The sequence below is a fragment of the Bacillus sp. FSL K6-0972 genome, assembly GCF_037976035.1.
Classification (GTDB): domain Bacteria; phylum Bacillota; class Bacilli; order Bacillales; family Bacillaceae; genus Bacillus; species Bacillus haynesii.
The window spans coordinates 2,125,181-2,140,351 of record NZ_CP150260.1 but is presented as its reverse complement, the minus strand read 5'-3'; the positions used below and the strand labels follow the sequence as shown (position 1 = coordinate 2,140,351).

14 protein-coding genes are annotated in these 15,171 nt (G+C 46.8%); 12 read left to right on the top strand and 2 right to left on the bottom strand.

The genetic code is table 11. The features are described 5' to 3' along the window. The first annotated feature begins 26 nt into the window (after nt 1-26). The 3 genes from MKX80_RS10710 to MKX80_RS10700 all read left to right on the top strand — a co-directional run bounded on the left by MKX80_RS10710 (nt 27) and on the right by MKX80_RS10700 (nt 3,120). Nucleotides 27-1,280, top strand: coding sequence for an MFS transporter (locus tag MKX80_RS10710; protein WP_176274553.1), 1,254 nt, complete (start codon nt 27-29; stop codon nt 1,278-1,280). A 17-nt stretch (nt 1,281-1,297) separates the two neighbouring features. Beyond that, nucleotides 1,298-2,404: a mandelate racemase/muconate lactonizing enzyme family protein gene (locus tag MKX80_RS10705; RefSeq protein WP_182070566.1), complete on the top strand. Its 1,107-nt coding sequence runs from the start codon at nt 1,298-1,300 to the stop codon at nt 2,402-2,404. Between the two features lie 92 nt (nt 2,405-2,496). Continuing rightward, nucleotides 2,497-3,120, top strand: coding sequence for a YitT family protein (locus tag MKX80_RS10700; RefSeq protein ID WP_154996775.1), 624 nt, complete (start codon nt 2,497-2,499; stop codon nt 3,118-3,120). An 18-nt stretch (nt 3,121-3,138) separates the two neighbouring features. Here MKX80_RS10700 and MKX80_RS10695 read toward each other — a convergent pair whose 3' ends face one another. After that, nucleotides 3,139-3,903 carry a phosphosulfolactate synthase gene (locus MKX80_RS10695; RefSeq protein WP_043927648.1) on the bottom strand — a complete coding sequence of 255 codons (765 nt, stop codon included), beginning with the start codon at nt 3,901-3,903 and terminating at the stop codon, nt 3,139-3,141. Nucleotides 3,904-4,439: 536 nt separating this feature from the next. Between MKX80_RS10695 and MKX80_RS10690 the strand changes: the two genes are divergently transcribed. The 7 genes from MKX80_RS10690 (at nt 4,440) to MKX80_RS10660 (ending at nt 11,498) form a co-directional block, all read left to right on the top strand. Further along, nucleotides 4,440-5,150, top strand: a complete 711-nt coding sequence (locus MKX80_RS10690; protein WP_076792193.1) for a phosphoadenylyl-sulfate reductase — start codon at nt 4,440-4,442, stop codon at nt 5,148-5,150. A 14-nt stretch (nt 5,151-5,164) separates the two neighbouring features. Beyond that, nucleotides 5,165-6,304 carry an inorganic phosphate transporter gene (locus tag MKX80_RS10685; protein WP_234113118.1) on the top strand — a complete coding sequence of 380 codons (1,140 nt, stop codon included), beginning with the start codon at nt 5,165-5,167 and terminating at the stop codon, nt 6,302-6,304. A gap of 309 nt (nt 6,305-6,613) precedes the next feature. Further along, nucleotides 6,614-7,291 (top strand): DUF421 domain-containing protein, encoded by a 678-nt coding sequence (locus tag MKX80_RS10680; RefSeq protein ID WP_154996779.1) that lies wholly within the window; start codon nt 6,614-6,616, stop codon nt 7,289-7,291. A 350-nt stretch (nt 7,292-7,641) separates the two neighbouring features. Then, entirely contained in the window at nt 7,642-8,493 is an 852-nt protein-coding gene (gene proC / locus MKX80_RS10675) for a pyrroline-5-carboxylate reductase (RefSeq protein ID WP_186807201.1), read from the top strand. 38 nt (nt 8,494-8,531) lie between these two features. Then, a complete protein-coding gene (gene proB / locus MKX80_RS10670; RefSeq protein WP_154996783.1) occupies nt 8,532-9,653 on the top strand; it encodes a glutamate 5-kinase in 1,122 nt (373 codons plus the stop codon). A gap of 23 nt (nt 9,654-9,676) precedes the next feature. Beyond that, a complete protein-coding gene (locus tag MKX80_RS10665; RefSeq protein WP_268315080.1) occupies nt 9,677-10,948 on the top strand; it encodes a glutamate-5-semialdehyde dehydrogenase in 1,272 nt (423 codons plus the stop codon). 199 nt (nt 10,949-11,147) lie between these two features. Next, nucleotides 11,148-11,498 carry a helix-turn-helix domain-containing protein gene (locus MKX80_RS10660; RefSeq protein WP_154998262.1) on the top strand — a complete coding sequence of 117 codons (351 nt, stop codon included), beginning with the start codon at nt 11,148-11,150 and terminating at the stop codon, nt 11,496-11,498. A 14-nt stretch (nt 11,499-11,512) separates the two neighbouring features. On the opposite strand, the gene MKX80_RS10655 is transcribed toward MKX80_RS10660, so the two are convergent. Then, nucleotides 11,513-12,070, bottom strand: coding sequence for an NAD(P)H-dependent oxidoreductase (locus MKX80_RS10655; protein ID WP_154998254.1), 558 nt, complete (start codon nt 12,068-12,070; stop codon nt 11,513-11,515). Between the two features lie 231 nt (nt 12,071-12,301). On the opposite strand from MKX80_RS10655, the gene MKX80_RS10650 reads away from it, so the two are divergent. Together MKX80_RS10650 and MKX80_RS10645 are read left to right on the top strand one after the other, a co-directional pair. Then, nucleotides 12,302-13,462: an acyl-CoA dehydrogenase family protein gene (locus tag MKX80_RS10650; protein WP_154998256.1), complete on the top strand. Its 1,161-nt coding sequence runs from the start codon at nt 12,302-12,304 to the stop codon at nt 13,460-13,462. Nucleotides 13,463-13,493: 31 nt separating this feature from the next. After that, the gene (locus MKX80_RS10645) at nt 13,494-15,131 is read left to right on the top strand and encodes an AMP-binding protein (protein ID WP_268342957.1); all 1,638 of its coding nucleotides are present in this window, start codon (nt 13,494-13,496) and stop codon (nt 15,129-15,131) included. Nucleotides 15,132-15,171 lie beyond the last annotated feature (40 nt).

Genomic DNA, 15,171 nt, shown 5'->3' with positions numbered 1-15,171 from the left:
TTTACAGTTCATCATGAATAGGAAGGATGTACAAACTTATGGCAGAAAAACAAACCTCTGGCATGACGGTTGTCGCTATCGGGTCGATCCCGTTGATTATGACGTTGGGAAATTCGATGCTGATTCCGATTTTGCCGAAGATGAAATCCGAACTCAATTTATCGCAATTTCAAGTCAGCCTTGTCATTACCGTGTTTTCGATCACTGCAGCGCTCTTTATTCCGCTGCTGGGTTACTTGGCGGACCGCTTCTCAAGGAAAGTGGTGATTATTCCGTGCCTGTTCCTTTACGGGGCAGGCGGGATTCTTGCAGGCTTTGCATCGACGACCTTTGAGAACGCCTTCCCGTGGGTGCTTTTCGGGAGAGGACTGCAGGGGCTCGGGGCAGCCGGTACAGCGCCGATCGCAATGGCGCTGACAGGAGACCTTTTTAAAGGGTCTGACGAAAGCCGGGTGCTCGGTCTTGTTGAAGCCTCGAACGGCTTCGGAAAAGTGCTGTCTCCGATTTTAGGATCGTTGATTGCATTGATCGCTTGGTTTTGGGTGTTTTTTGCATTTCCGGCTTTCTGTATTGCACCGATCATTTTGACTTGGATTTTTATCAAAGAAAAAGACAAGAAAAAAGATCCGCCGCCTCTTGGAAAATATGTAAAAGGGCTGACAAGCGTTTTTAAACATGAGGGCAGATGGCTTTTCACCGCATATCTCGCAGGAGCCGTCTGTTTGTTTACTCTGTTTGGCATCCTCTTTTACTTATCTGATATTTTGGAAAAAGAATTTCATACAGACGGTGTAAAGAAAGGTCTGATTTTGGCGATTCCTCTGCTTGTGATGTGTACAACATCATATATTACGGGTAGCAAAATCGGACAAAATCAGCAGCTGATGAAAAAAATGATGGTCATCGGGCTCGCTCTGATTACGATTTCCTATGGCACACTGTCTTTTTTCTCCGCGCTCATTCCTTTTATTTCGATCCTTGTCATCAGCAGCATCGGTACAGGCTTTGTTCTGCCGTGTGTTAACAGCTTCATAACCGGGGCTGTCGGAAAAGAGAGGCGCGGCTTTGTGACATCTCTGTACGGATCGGTCAGGTTTTTAGGAGTCGCCATCGGTCCGCCGATTTTCGGGAGACTGATGGAATGGTCGAAACTCGGCATGTTTATGTCCATTGCGGGCCTGACATTAGTCGTTGGTGTGCTTGTGCTGACCATGATTCATGTCAAAAAGGAAGACACCAAAAAAGGGGACAAAGGGCTGCAGCCGGCTGACGCTAGATAGGAGGAAAGGAAAAAAACATGCGCATAGAAAAGGTTGACACATTTCCGCTGTTCCACAAGCTTTCCTCCCCTTACGGCGATGCGAACGGATTGAAAAGCTACAGAACGTGCTATCTGATTCGGATCACGACAGCTTCAGGACTGACGGGATGGGGAGAATGCGCGGATTGGCTGCCTGCTTTGGATACAGGCTTTAAAAAACGAATCATTCCTTATTTAATTGGAAAAGAAGCGAGCAATCGCACGGAGCTTCTCACCGTCATCAAAAAGTGGCATCAGCGGGCCGCATCTGCCGTAAGCATGGCTTTAACGGACATCACGGCGAAAAAAGCAGGTCTTTCTGTATGCGAATTATGGGGAGGAAAACTGAGGGAGCAGATCCCGGTATATGCATCATTCCAATCGTATTCAAACAGACCGGATTGGAGCCGTCATTCCCTCCGACTCATCGAAAAGGCTGTACGGGACGGATTTAAAACCGTCAAGCTGAAAGCGGGAGGCAAGGTGTTTTCAGAAGACTTGGCACATATTCAGGCGTTCCAGGAGATGACAGGGCAAAATACCGGACTGATTCTCGATGCAAACCAGAGTTATGATCAGGCCGCCGCGCGCAAATGGGAAACGTGGTTTTCCGGCTGGCGCAATGTGCTTTGGTTTGAAGAGCCCATGCCGTTTGACGACCCCGCTGAATACCGGATGCTGCGCTCAGCGCTTTCTGTTCCGGTTGCCGGAGGAGAAAACGTAAAAGGCGCAAAACCGTTTTTGCCGATTTTTCTGGAGAACGCAGTCGATATTGCTCAGCCCGATGTTATGCACTGTGACGGCACAGACGATTTTCAAACCGTTCTGAAGCTCGCCAGGCATTTCGGAAAAAGGGTCTCTCCTCACAGCTATGACGGCGGACTTTCAAGAATATACGCCATTTTCGGACAAGCCTGTTTACCGCCTTGGACCAAAATGGACGGAGAAGATATCGAACCGCTCGAATGGGATGCGATGGAGAATCCATTCACACAACTCGTGCCCGCCAGCATAAAAGACGGCTGCATCCAAGTCCCCGACAAAATCGAAATCGATACAGAGCTCGTAGAAGCGTATGTGTGGGACGGATCGACTTACATCTGATCAGCGCCACCCCGAAAAAATGTGATATTTTTCATTTCCCCTTACATATAGTAGGAAAGAGGACAAGTTTCTTTAAAGGGGATTATATCCGTATGGGAAGAAAACTCAAAATCGTACATGCTATTGTGTTGGGCAGCGTGTTACAAGGTCTCGGTATGGCGCTGTTTTTGTTTCCAAACCATATTCCTTCAGGGGGCGCAGCCGGCATCGCTGTTTTACTCAATTTTTGGTTTCAGGTTCCGCACGGATTAACCGTCTGGGCTGTCAACTTCTCGCTGCTTTTGACGGCCGTTAAATGGCTGGAACCCGTGACAGTCTTCGGGACGATGGGGGCGATTACCATGACGTCCGTTTCGGTGCAGATCTTCGAATCCTGCATGCCCGTCATGACGACGAACAATATCTGGCTGGATTTATTTTACGGCTCCGTCCTTTTGGGAACGGGGGTTGGACTGCTATATAAATACAATATTTCTAACGGCGGTTTTGGCGCCTTGGCTTTAATGATATCGATTTACCGCGGCGGAAAACCGGGAACTGCGCTGTTTATAATGAACGCTTTCATTTTCCTTTTGACGGCGTCTGTCATCGCCTGGGGAATCGTTATCCAAGCCCTGATCTGCCAATGGATTTCGACGAGGATCATCGATGCGATTTATCAGATTCGCTTCCGTCCGTTATTGATGCCTATCGCCGGTTTCCGCAACAAAAAATAGGCCGCTTTTTAAGCGAACCTAATCAAATAAATAAAATGTATCTGATCGAAGTCCCAGTCTTAGCGTTTCAAGCGGAATGGCATCCTGAAACGGAATATTAGCCAAATTGGCGTCAGGACCGATTTTTTCAATGAAACACGTCTGCAGCTGTTTTGTCGGCGCTTCAAAAATTAAATCCCCAGAAGCGATACCGGAATGAAGAATCTCCTCAATAAGCTGGGACCGCATTTCTCCATCGCTTTTGCACAGCCCGCTCGTGCCGCTTTCCCTCGTTTCCGTGATCACTTTCTCGGCTCCAGCTTCAAGATCTTCGAGGATGTAATCGATCCATTCGGCTGACTCCAGCTCACTGCTGAGGGTGCTGTCTTTGCTGCCGACTTCGCTGAACACGTGAAACTCTTTCGAAAAATCGGAAATAAAGCTTGCTTTATCTTTATTAGAGAGACGGATCGTCCCGTTTGATATTTCCACATAACGACATCCATATAATTTGCAGTAGCGGTAGTAATCTTCAATTTTATCCTGGCTTAAAAACTTCTCAAACAACGTTCCTCCAAAAAAGAATTGAACGTCATTCTGCTTCAGACAATCGATTTTTTCCTCCAAATACTTCGTAATTAAAGACGTTCCCCATCCAAATTTCACAAAATCTATATAATCTGCCGCTCCGTGAATCGTATCTTTAAAAAAGCTCAAGGGAACCCCGTTATCGATCAGGATGGTGATCCCTTTCATTCTTGGTTTAAGCTGCCTGTCGGGCAGTATCAGTTCAGAAGAAATCATTGATTACCCCTCACAATCTACTGTATCTTTCATATTTTTAGGTAAATGTCTGTTGGCCATTATTCAGCTGTCACGATAAGAATTCACCTTTCCCCGTTTATCGTTTTTCCCATTCATGTGTTGCCGTTCGGCAAGGAGTGATCTTCGCCCACCTCCCCATTAGGCAGCATGTTAGCCCCTCAACCTAGGTATCTATCCATTTTTTGAAGTCAAAGTAAGTATATTCGCCGTCCTTTCATATGGTTCCTCACTAGTTCTTTCCAATGAACACTGACGTAAACAGAAGGCCCGCAACAGATTTGTGAAACACTTACTTAGCAGCTGAAAATATATCAGCATATTAGATCCGGCTCTTTTCCCGTCAATTTTAACCGGTTTGTTTCAGTTATATTGTACGCTGATCATTCGGATATTCACAAAATTGCTGAAATCATAACATTTTCCAGATCACATTTAGTTTGAAAAGTGAATAATCTGCCTATATGTTCTTTCAGTTCATGTTTCGTATCACTTTAGGACGTATTGGGGGAAAATCGATGAACGATGTTTTAACGTATAACAGATGGGATGAAAAAGCTTCTGAAGAGGTGATGGATACCTTCAGCGGCGAGATGGATGTTTTGAAATGGGCGTACAGCACGTATCAGAAAATCGTTTATGCCTGCAGTTTCGGTGCGGAAGGAATCGTTTTGATCGACTTGATTTCAAAGGTAGTGAAAGAAGCGGATATCGTGTTTTTAGATACTGGACTGCATTTTCCGGAAACGTATGAGCTGATCAATGAAGTGAAAGATCGCTACCCAGGTCTGTCGATCCGCTTTTTGAAACCCGGCCTCTCGCTTGAAGAGCAGGAAAAACGCTATGGCAGCGAACTTTGGAAGCACCGACCGGACCATTGTTGCCGCCTTCGCAAAATCGAGCCGCTCAGGGAGCATCTATCAGGCATGGAGGCCTGGATTACCGGGCTGAGGCGGGAGCAGTCGGAAACACGGAAACATGTCCGATATCTCAACAAGGACGACAATTTTAAACTGATTAAAATCTGCCCCCTTATTCACTGGACATGGGAAGATGTCTGGACTTACATTAAGCTGAATCAGCTGACGTATCACAAGCTACATGATCAAGATTATCCGAGCATCGGGTGTGAGGTGTGTACGCTTCCCGTGGCAGACGGCGGCAATTTAAGAGCGGGAAGGTGGGCCCACCAGGAAAAAACAGAATGCGGGCTGCATCAATTCCGGTAGGAGCTGGGTAAAAAATGACGATTACCATTTTGGCATTCATTATCGCTTTGTTTTTTGCCATGAACATAGGAGCGAGCGGAGCAGCAGCGTCGATGGGAATAGCATATGGCGCAGGTGCCGTCCGGAAAAGGCAGGCGGCCTTGTGGATCAGCGGAATTGGCGTATTTCTGGGCGCCATGATAGGCGGAGGAGAGGTTGTGAAAACAATCGGTTCAGGCATCATTCCCACGTCTATTCTCAATGTGCATATTGTCGTAATTATACTTGGGGCATCTGCGATCTCGCTGTTTATCGCGAACATCGCGGGAATTCCCCTTTCAACGAGCGAGGTGACGGTCGGCTCGATTGTTGGGGTCGGCGTCGCGTTTCAGGCGGTATTTACCGATAAGCTGTTGGTGATTGTTATGTATTGGCTGATCATTCCGATTGCCGCTTTTTTTCTCGCTTTTTTAATTGGACAATTGCTGAAAAAAGCTGAGGCGAAGCTGCGGTGGCTCAAACAGCAAAAATGGGCGCGGCTGCTCACCGCACTGGTGATTTTAACCGGTTTTTTAGAAGCCTTTTCGGCGGGAATGAACAATGTCGCCAATTCCGTTGGACCTCTCGTTGGAGCAGGCCTCTTGTCAGTCAGCAGCGGAACGTTTCTTGGGGGGCTGTTCGTGGCTATCGGAGCCATTTGCCTTGGCAGCAGAGTCATTGAGACGAACGGAAAAAAAATCACCGAGTTTTCGCTTTTGCAAGGGTCATTTGTTTCCGGACTCGGTGCTTCCCTGGTCATCGGCGCTTCGCTATTCGGCATTCCCGTGCCGCAAACCCAGATTACGACTTGCAGCATTATCGGGATTGGCCTTTCTGAAAAGGGAAGGGCAATCTTTCGTAAAAGTGTCATTTTAAAATTAATGAAAGTATGGGTTGTTTCGCCGGTTTTTTCACTTGTCATTTCGTATAGTCTCGTGAAAATCTTTCTTGATTTTGATTTATATTCAGTGACAGTTGTTTTATGTGTTTTTCTTGCCACTCTTGGATCAGTAAGCCTCATGAAACATGCCAGGCAGAAACAATCAGATACCCGAAGAAGCAGGGATCATGTAAAATCAATCGTTGGAGGAAGAGGACGTAAAAGAGAACCTGCCGCATGGAGGGACTTTAGTTAACCTGGCCGCCATATGGAGCTAGCGTTCAGACGGATACAAGTCTGTCACTGTAATGCACCTTTCCACCAGGGTATGCCGTTCACATTGAGAAAAGGCGCCCGTGCCGCTGTATCTTTTCATTGCCGGGCGTGATCACGGCACTTAACAGCGGTTTGACCGAAGAAGAACACGGCAGATGCCGCTCTTTTTTGGGCTGATCCCGTTCCGGTGGCGCAGCAGACGGTCCTTTTTCTCAGGAAAAGTATTCCTCTGGTTTAAACTGCATCCCGATTGTTAACAATGAAGAGAGAGATTCGGGAGGGAACCTTGATGGAATATGTACACTTGGTAGTCGAACTGACGATAGGGTTTGCAGCCTTGTTTCTGATGACGAAAATTCTGGGAAAAACCCAATTTGCCCAAATTACGCCGTTTGATTTTATTTCCGCTTTAATATTGGGGGAGATGGTTGGAAACGCGATTTTCGATGAGGATGTGACCATCTGGAAAGTCCTTTTCGCCATCCTCGTTTGGGCCATCCTGATCTATTCAATAGAAGTTTTATCACAAAAAGTGCAAAACACGAGAGGTTTTCTCGAAGGCAGGCCGAGCATTGTCATCAATAAAGGAAAAATCGATTACAACGCCCTTAAAAAGAACAAATTGGATCTGAACCAGCTGCAGACATTGGCACGTGAGAAAGGCTGTTTTTCCTTAAATGAGATTCAATATGCCATCCTGGAAACAGACGGTTCGATCAGCGTCCTCCCAAAACACAAATACGGGATGCCGACAAAAGAAGACTTAAACATCCCTTACAAACCGGTTCAGCTCCCGGTGCCGGTAATCCTCGACGGCCAGCTCGAAAAGAACAATCTGCATGAAGCCGGCTTTGATGAGCTTTGGTTGCAAAATCAATTATCAAGTCAGGGTATCACTCAGTATCAAGATGTACTGTATGCGGAATGGCGCGGTGATGAAGGGCAGCTTTACATTACAACATATTGATATTGGCAAGCGCGGGTTCGACAAGCTTCGAGCCCGCGCTTTTCCAGTTGCATTCACACGGCTTGAGGATCATACTTTTTTACCGGTCCGAAAGGCTGTTGTTCTCCAAAAAATTCCGTTAAATCATTCAAACGACCTTCAAATGGATGGAAGACAAACGACAAAAGGTGCAAATGAAGATGAAGAATCTGCCTTCAGCCTCCTTTTCTTTTCCTTTTTTCTTCAAAAATCTCCATTTTTCACATACCCTGCGCCGTCCAATCAAAACATGCAAACTTGACATAAATATCTAAAGTGTTAATATACTAACCGTGTTCGAAAAATACGAACAGAAATGCGAACAAAGGGAGATGTTAAAGATCTTTAATCAAAAAAACGTAGCTTTTATAGGAGCAGGATCAATGGCAGAGGGAATGATCTCAGGCATCGTTCAATCCAAAAAACTGCCTGCTTCGCAAATTTATGTTACAAACCACACGAATCACCGGCGTTTAGAAGAACTCCAGCAGAAATATGGAATACAAGGTGTCAGAAAAGAAGAAATTGACTATCAGAACATCGATTGCTTCATCTTGGCGATGAAGCCGAAAGATGCAGAAAGTGCTCTTATTTCCATGAAACCGCATATTCAACCCCATCAACTTATCGTGTCAGTTTTAGCTGGCATATCAATTTCATTTATTGAAAACGCGCTGCACGACATGCAGCCGGTCATCAGAATCATGCCTAACACCTCAAGTGCAATCGGCGCATCTGCAACCGCCATGGCCGAAGGAAGCCATGTAACAGCCGATCTGTCAAAAACCGCGAAACAACTGCTTCAATGCATGGGAGAAGTCTATTCCATTGAAGAAAGCAAAATGGACATTTTCACCGGTATTGCCGGCAGCGGGCCTGCTTACTTTTATTATTTAATGGAGCACATCGAAAAAGCGGGAGCCGAAGCTGGATTAAGCCAAAAATTAACGAGGGAAATCGGCGCACAGACATTGTTAGGCGCCGCCAAAATGCTGTTGGAAAGCCCTGAAGATACAGCTGTTCTCAAAGACAACATCACTTCCCCTAACGGTACGACAGCCGCCGGTTTAAAGGCCTTGAAAGAAAGCGGCGGAGGCGAAGCGATCGAACAGGCGGTCAAACAAGCCGCAAAACGATCCAAAACCATCAGTCTGGAACTTGAACAATTAGTCGCAGCAAAGTAAATACCCGTTACGAAGAAAAAGACTACAGGAGTGATAAAATGACCTCTAATCAACAGAGGGTAGTTGTCAAAGTGGGAAGCAGTTCTCTAACAAGTCTTCACGGCGAAATAAGCAGCAAAAAGCTCGAAAAGCTCGTTGAGCAGATCGTCCGCCTCAAAGATGAAGGACACGAAGTGCTCCTTGTTTCATCAGGCGCTGTAGCCGCCGGTTACCGGAAGCTGGGCTTCATCAACAGGCCGGATACATTGCCTGAAAAACAAGCATCCGCTTCTGTCGGCCAAGGCTTATTAATCGAAGCGTATTCCAAGCTTTTTTTATCCCACGGCTATATCGCTTCACAAATTTTAATCACAAAAAGCGATTTTTCAGATGAAAAACGGTACAACAATGTGAGAAATACGATGAACGTGCTGCTGAAACGCGGCATTATTCCGATCATCAATGAAAATGATACGGTTACCGTCAACCGGCTCAAATTCGGAGACAATGACACGCTTTCTGCTAAAGTGGCGGGTCTGATCGACGCCGACCTGCTGACCATCCTCTCTGATATAGACGGCCTTTATGACGCGAATCCGCGAAAAACGCCGGACGCCGCACTCGTCCGGGAAGTAAACGAAATCACGCCGGAGATAGAAGCTTCAGCAGGGGATGCCGGAAGCGAAGTCGGAACCGGCGGCATGAAATCCAAACTGGACGCTTTTAAAATTACAATGGCTTCAGGCATCAAAGGATTTTTAGGGCGCGCTGACACACCCGGCCTTTTGCACGAAGCAATCAGCGGGACTGCCAAGGGAACCTATTTTATTCCGAATGCGGATTCACACACCCTCAACCATAAAGAGCAATGGATAGCATTTAACTCTGGACCCGAAGGAGATATCGTCGTCCACAACGAAAGCAAAGAGTTTATTATCGACCGTAAAAAAAGCCTGTATCCTTCTAGTATTTACGAAATCAACGGCCGTTTCAGCAACGGTTCCGTCGTTCGAATCCTTGATCAGGAAGGAGAGGAAATCGGCCTCGGCGTCGTCAACTTTTCCTCATCCCAGCTTCGTAAATGGAAGAAGGATACGAATCAGGAAACAGCCGCTTCCTCACAGGCTGTCGTTGACAGAGAAGCGTTTGTCTGTCATTTAGAGCTATCCGTTCCGCTTTAAAACAAATCAAAGGAGGAATTGACATGACTGTGACGAGCGAGGGCATCAGGGCACAAATCGAAGAAAAAGCGATAAAGGCAAAAAAGGCCGCAAAATCTTTGCGGCTGACAACTGAAAAAGAAAAGAACGAGGCGCTTGCTGCATTGGCCGAACACCTGAAACAAAACATGAGCTATATCCTCACTGAAAATGCCAAAGATATCGAAGCGGGACGAAAAAAAGGCTATGATGCAGCATACATCGACCGCCTGTCGCTCAATGAAGACAGGGTTCTGGATTTTGCCGATGGGCTGCTGGAAGTCGCGGAACTGGATGATCCGGTCGGAGAAACGCTATCAAGCTGGACGCTCGACAACGGGCTAAAGGCGGAAAAAATCAGCGTTCCTCTCGGCGTCATCGGCATGATCTATGAAGCGCGTCCGAACGTAACGGTCGATGCGACCGGGCTCGCCTTAAAGTCAGGCAATGCGATCGTTTTAAAAGGCGGCTCTTCCGCCATTCATTCGAATACAGCGATCGTCTCTGTCATGCATCAAGCGCTGGAGACTACAAACATCTCCCGCGATGCCGTACAATTTATCGAAAGCACGGACCGAAGCGCCACGAAGCAGCTCTTCAAGATGAAAGAACATATCGATGTACTCATACCCCGGGGAGGCGGCGCCCTCATTCAGGAAGTCGTTGAGAACGCAACCGTTCCGGTCCTTGAAACGGGAGTCGGCAACTGCCACATCTATATTGACCGGGAAGCAGACCCTGAAAAAGCGATCAATGTCATGATCAATGCGAAAACAGACCGCCCCGCCGTCTGCAATGCGCTTGAAACGCTGATCGTTCACGAAAAATGGCTTGAGGAAAACAGCGCCGCGCTCATCAATGCTTTAAACGAACACGGGATTCAAGTTCACGGGGACGAAAAGGCGGTTCAATGGATTCCAGGCGCAAAACCAGCGGGGGAAGCCGATTGGCAGAACGAATATTTAAGCCTTGATCTCGCGGTTAAAGTCGCAGGAAGTCTTGAAGAAGCCTGCGATCATATCGAAACATACGGAACAAAGCATTCAGAAGCGATTATCACCGAAAATCCGGAAACAGCCAAGGCTTTTCTGAATGCAGTTGATGCGGCTGCATTGTATCACAATGCCTCAACCCGATTCACCGACGGCGGCGCACTCGGCTTCGGCGCGGAAATCGGGATTTCTACACAGAAGCTTCACGCCCGCGGACCTATGGGTCTGAAAGAATTGACCACATGCAAATATATCATGAGAGGCGACGGCCATATCAGAAAATAAATAAAGAAGCCTGCATTGAAACTGCACCTGCATTGTCAGACTTAGGGTGCAGTTTTTTCTTCCGGCAAAATATACATCCCCGGAAACATACAGGCGCAGAGGTTTTTCACAAAGCATTCTTCAACATCCTCCCTTTACATCCTTTCAATCAGATTACATAATGATCTATGATATAGGAGTCAGAAGGAGAGTGTACGTTATGCAAACCCCATCCGGAAAAACCTGCGTTCCGACCGGTGTGGAACTTAAAGATACCGGCTTTGGATATACGTTGTCATTGATAAGCGGCAAATATAAAATCGTCATTCTATATTGGCTGTCTGAACGTGAAGTGATGCGGCATAATGAGCTGAAGCGAAGTATCGGCACCATTTCCTTCAAAACGCTAAGCATCATGTTAAAAGAGCTGGAGGCAGACGGCCTTATCATTCGCAAGGAATTTCCCCAAATCCCCCCAAAGGTGGAGTATTCATTATCTGAACGCGGACGTTCCCTCCTACCTTTGTTCAATATGATGTGTGAGTGGGGAGAGAAAAACAGGCTGGGCTGACAGCCTGCTCCCTGCTACAGATGATCAATAAAATGCAAATAATCTCGTGCGCTTTTTTCCAATTCTCCTGCACCCGGCTCAGTTTCTTCTTCCTCGTTTCCGCCGGGCGCATTTTCCTTGCCGTAAAATGCAAAAAATGAACGATAATCCGCATGACAATACCGGAATGTCGTTTCAAATGGAACTAATATTTGTTCAAGCGTATAGCGGTACCTTCCGTCTTCACGATAATCTTCTTCTTTAATTCCAGCGGATACACCTAATCCCACTTTACGATTGTTTAATTGATCTCCTCCTGAACCATAAGCCCATCCGTAAGCTAATACATCATCAAGCCATTTTTTAAGAAGAGGCGGACAGTTAAACCAATAGATAGGGAATTGCAAAACAAGATTGCCGTGCGATTCCACCAATTTTTGTTCTTTTACCGCGTCTATGTTTCCATCCGGGTAAACGTCGGACAATTCGTGAACCGTATACTTTTCCGGATATTTCCTGAGTTCCTCTACCCAGCGCTTATTAATAACTGATGTTTCTAAACTTGGGTGTGCAACGATAACTAGCGTTTTCAAAGATTTGTCCTCCTTTAGCATGTTTTCATCCTGAGTATAAAGTTCACACTTCAAATTTGTAAGTATGCACTTTTAGTTCAGGTACTTACGTAAAGGTAAGTATCAGTTGGTCATCAAACGGTGCAATTTTGCCTGTCCAAAATACTCTGGCATGAAAAATGCACTTTTTTAATATAATGTTACAAAGCTCTGCTGCCTAAGGAATTTGAGATCCAAAAAGGGGGTCACTTTATGAATTTTGAACTAACCAGAGAACAGCAAATGGTACGCGAACTCGCAAGAGATTTTGCGAAACAGGAAATTGCACCGCATGCCGAACATGTTGACAGAACGGGAGAATTTCCGATTGAGACATTTAAAAAAATGGGGGAGCTCGGCCTCTTGGGGATTCCGTTTCCGGAAAGCTACGGCGGTTCAGGGGGGGATACGATTTCCTATGCGCTTAGCGTCGAAGAAATCGGCAAAGTGTGCGGAAGCACCGGTCTAAGCTATGCTGCTGCTGTATCGCTCGGGGCTGCACCGATTTATTATTTCGGCACTGAAGAACAAAAACAAGAGTACCTCGTGCCGCTTGCGACGGGCCGGGCGCTCGGAGCGTTTGGGCTAACCGAACCGAATGCGGGTTCCGATGCGGGCGGCACCCGGACAAAAGCCCGCTCGGAAGGGGACAGCTATGTGATCAGCGGTGAGAAATGCTGGATCACAAATGCCGGATATGCCCGGACCGTCATCGTCACCGCCGTCACCGGAAAAGATGACAGCGGAAAAAACATCATCTCCGCCATCATCGTTCCGACAGATTCGGAAGGCTTCACCATTAAAAGCGAATATGACAAAATGGGTGTCCGCGGCTCCAATACATCACAGCTTATATTGGACAATGTCCGCGTTCCAAAACAGAATCTATTGGGGAGCCCGGAAAAAGGGTTTAAACAATTTCTCAATACACTTGACGGCGGCAGAATTTCGATCGCCGCGCTGGCTGTTGGTATTGCCCAAGGTGCATTTGATGCGGCGCTTGCATACGCCAGCGAACGAAAACAATTCGGCCGGCCGATCTCCTATTTCCAGGCGATTCAGTTCAAGCTTGCCGACATGGCCATGGAAATTGAGCTCGCCCGCAATATGGTGCTGAAGGCCGCCTGGCTGAAAGATCAAGGCCGGCCGTTTACAAAAGAAGCGGCTTTTGCCAAGCTTTATGCCTCAGAAATGGCGTTCAGGACATGCAATCAGTCCATTCAAATACACGGAGGATACGGGTATATGAAAGAGTATGGAGTCGAGCGCATGCTACGGGATGCAAAATTAATGGAAATCGGTGAAGGGACTTCAGAAATTCAACGGCTCGTCATCGCAAGGCAACTCGGCATAGGCAAACAAGCGCTGGAATGAAAACGCTTTCCATCAGGAGGGAGGGACAACGTTGGCAGATCTGCTCCATTTGACAATTGGAAAGTTGTTGGAGAAAACCGCGGTAAACACACCTGATCACGAGGCTGTCGTCTATCCGGACCGCGGCCTCCGCTATACGTACAGGCAGTTTGACCAGTTGTGCAGAAAAGTCGCAAAAGGACTGATGGCGCTCGGTATTGATAAAGGTGAACATGTCGCAATTTGGGCTTCCAATACTCCGGAATGGCTCACCGCCCAGTTTGCGTCGGCAAAAACGGGAGCGGTGCTTGTCACAGTCAACACGAACTATCAATTATCAGAGCTTGAATATGTGCTGAAACAGTCAGATGCCACAACCCTCATTTTAATGGAATCATACCGGGGCACTTCATACATTGATATCCTTTACAAGCTGATTCCTGAATTGAAGGAGTCCGAACCGGGCAAGCTTGCATCTGAAAGGCTGCCTTTCTTAAAAAATATTATTTTGATGGGAGATAAAAGGCATCCAGGCATGTATCTTTGGGATGACCTATTAAAACTCTCCGGATCGGTAAGCGAAAAAGCGCTTGATCGCAGGATGGAACGACTCGAAGAGCATGATGTCATCAATATGCAATATACATCAGGTACGACCGGTTTTCCGAAAGGCGTGATGCTCACCCATTCCAATTTGGCAAACAATGCGGCTAATATTGCAGAATGCATGAATTTATCGAAAAAAGACAGAATGTGCATCCCTGTTCCTTTTTTCCACTGCTTTGGCTGTGTGCTGGGAAACCTGGCTTGTGTCACGGCCGGCGCGACGATGGTGCCGGTACAAGAATTTAGTCCGAAAGAAGTGCTTTCCGCCGTCGAAACGGAAAAATGCACGGCGCTTCATGGTGTACCGACCATGTTTATTGCTGAACTGAACGATCAAGATTTCGCATCATATGACCTGTCTTCTTTAAGAACGGGTATCATGGCCGGTTCAAACTGTCCGATTGAAGTCATGAAAAAAGTGATCGATAACATGGGAATGTCTGAAATAACGATTGCATACGGACAGACGGAAGCATCACCGGTCATTACCCAGACGAGGGCCAACGATTCGCTCAAAAGAAGGGTCGAAACCGTAGGTCGCGCCTTGCCGAATGTAGAAGTCAAAATAACTGAACCGGGCACGAACCAGGAGGTTGCAAGAGGCGGTCAAGGCGAGTTGTGCACACGCGGCTATCATGTTATGAAAGGCTATTACAAAAACCCTGAGGCCACGGCAGCGGTGATCGATGAGGAAGGATTTTTGCATACGGGTGATTTAGCCGTAATGGATGAAGAAGGCTACTGCCGGATTACCGGGAGATTAAAAGACATGATCATCAGAGGCGGTGAAAACATATATCCGCGGGAAATAGAAGAGTTTTTATACAAGCATCCCAACATTCTCGACGTCCAAATTGTCGGAGTACCTGACGAAACATTCGGCGAAGAGGTATCGGCCTGGATCAAACTGAAAAGCGGAGTATCCATGACGGCTGAAGAATTAAAAGCATACTGCAAAGGTAAAATCGCCCGCTATAAGATTCCGCGCTATATCGCATTTGTAGAAGAGTTCCCGATGACGGCATCAGGAAAAGTGCAAAAATTCAAGTTAAGGGAGCAGGCGCTTGAGCATTTTCAATTGTAATTTTCACTTTCAAGCGCGACTAACATAAAAAGGGGCGTAA

Coding starts and splice junctions, on each gene's coding strand:
- MKX80_RS10710 (WP_176274553.1), top strand. CDS start 27: ATGTACAAACTTATGGCAGAAAAACAAACCTCTGGCATGACGGTTGTC.
- MKX80_RS10705 (WP_182070566.1), top strand. CDS start 1,298: ATGCGCATAGAAAAGGTTGACACATTTCCGCTGTTCCACAAGCTTTCC.
- MKX80_RS10700 (WP_154996775.1), top strand. CDS start 2,497: ATGGGAAGAAAACTCAAAATCGTACATGCTATTGTGTTGGGCAGCGTG.
- MKX80_RS10695 (WP_043927648.1), bottom strand. CDS start 3,903: ATGATTTCTTCTGAACTGATACTGCCCGACAGGCAGCTTAAACCAAGA.
- MKX80_RS10690 (WP_076792193.1), top strand. CDS start 4,440: ATGAACGATGTTTTAACGTATAACAGATGGGATGAAAAAGCTTCTGAA.
- MKX80_RS10685 (WP_234113118.1), top strand. CDS start 5,165: ATGACGATTACCATTTTGGCATTCATTATCGCTTTGTTTTTTGCCATG.
- MKX80_RS10680 (WP_154996779.1), top strand. CDS start 6,614: ATGGAATATGTACACTTGGTAGTCGAACTGACGATAGGGTTTGCAGCC.
- proC (WP_186807201.1), top strand. CDS start 7,642: ATGTTAAAGATCTTTAATCAAAAAAACGTAGCTTTTATAGGAGCAGGA.
- proB (WP_154996783.1), top strand. CDS start 8,532: ATGACCTCTAATCAACAGAGGGTAGTTGTCAAAGTGGGAAGCAGTTCT.
- MKX80_RS10665 (WP_268315080.1), top strand. CDS start 9,677: ATGACTGTGACGAGCGAGGGCATCAGGGCACAAATCGAAGAAAAAGCG.
- MKX80_RS10660 (WP_154998262.1), top strand. CDS start 11,148: ATGCAAACCCCATCCGGAAAAACCTGCGTTCCGACCGGTGTGGAACTT.
- MKX80_RS10650 (WP_154998256.1), top strand. CDS start 12,302: ATGAATTTTGAACTAACCAGAGAACAGCAAATGGTACGCGAACTCGCA.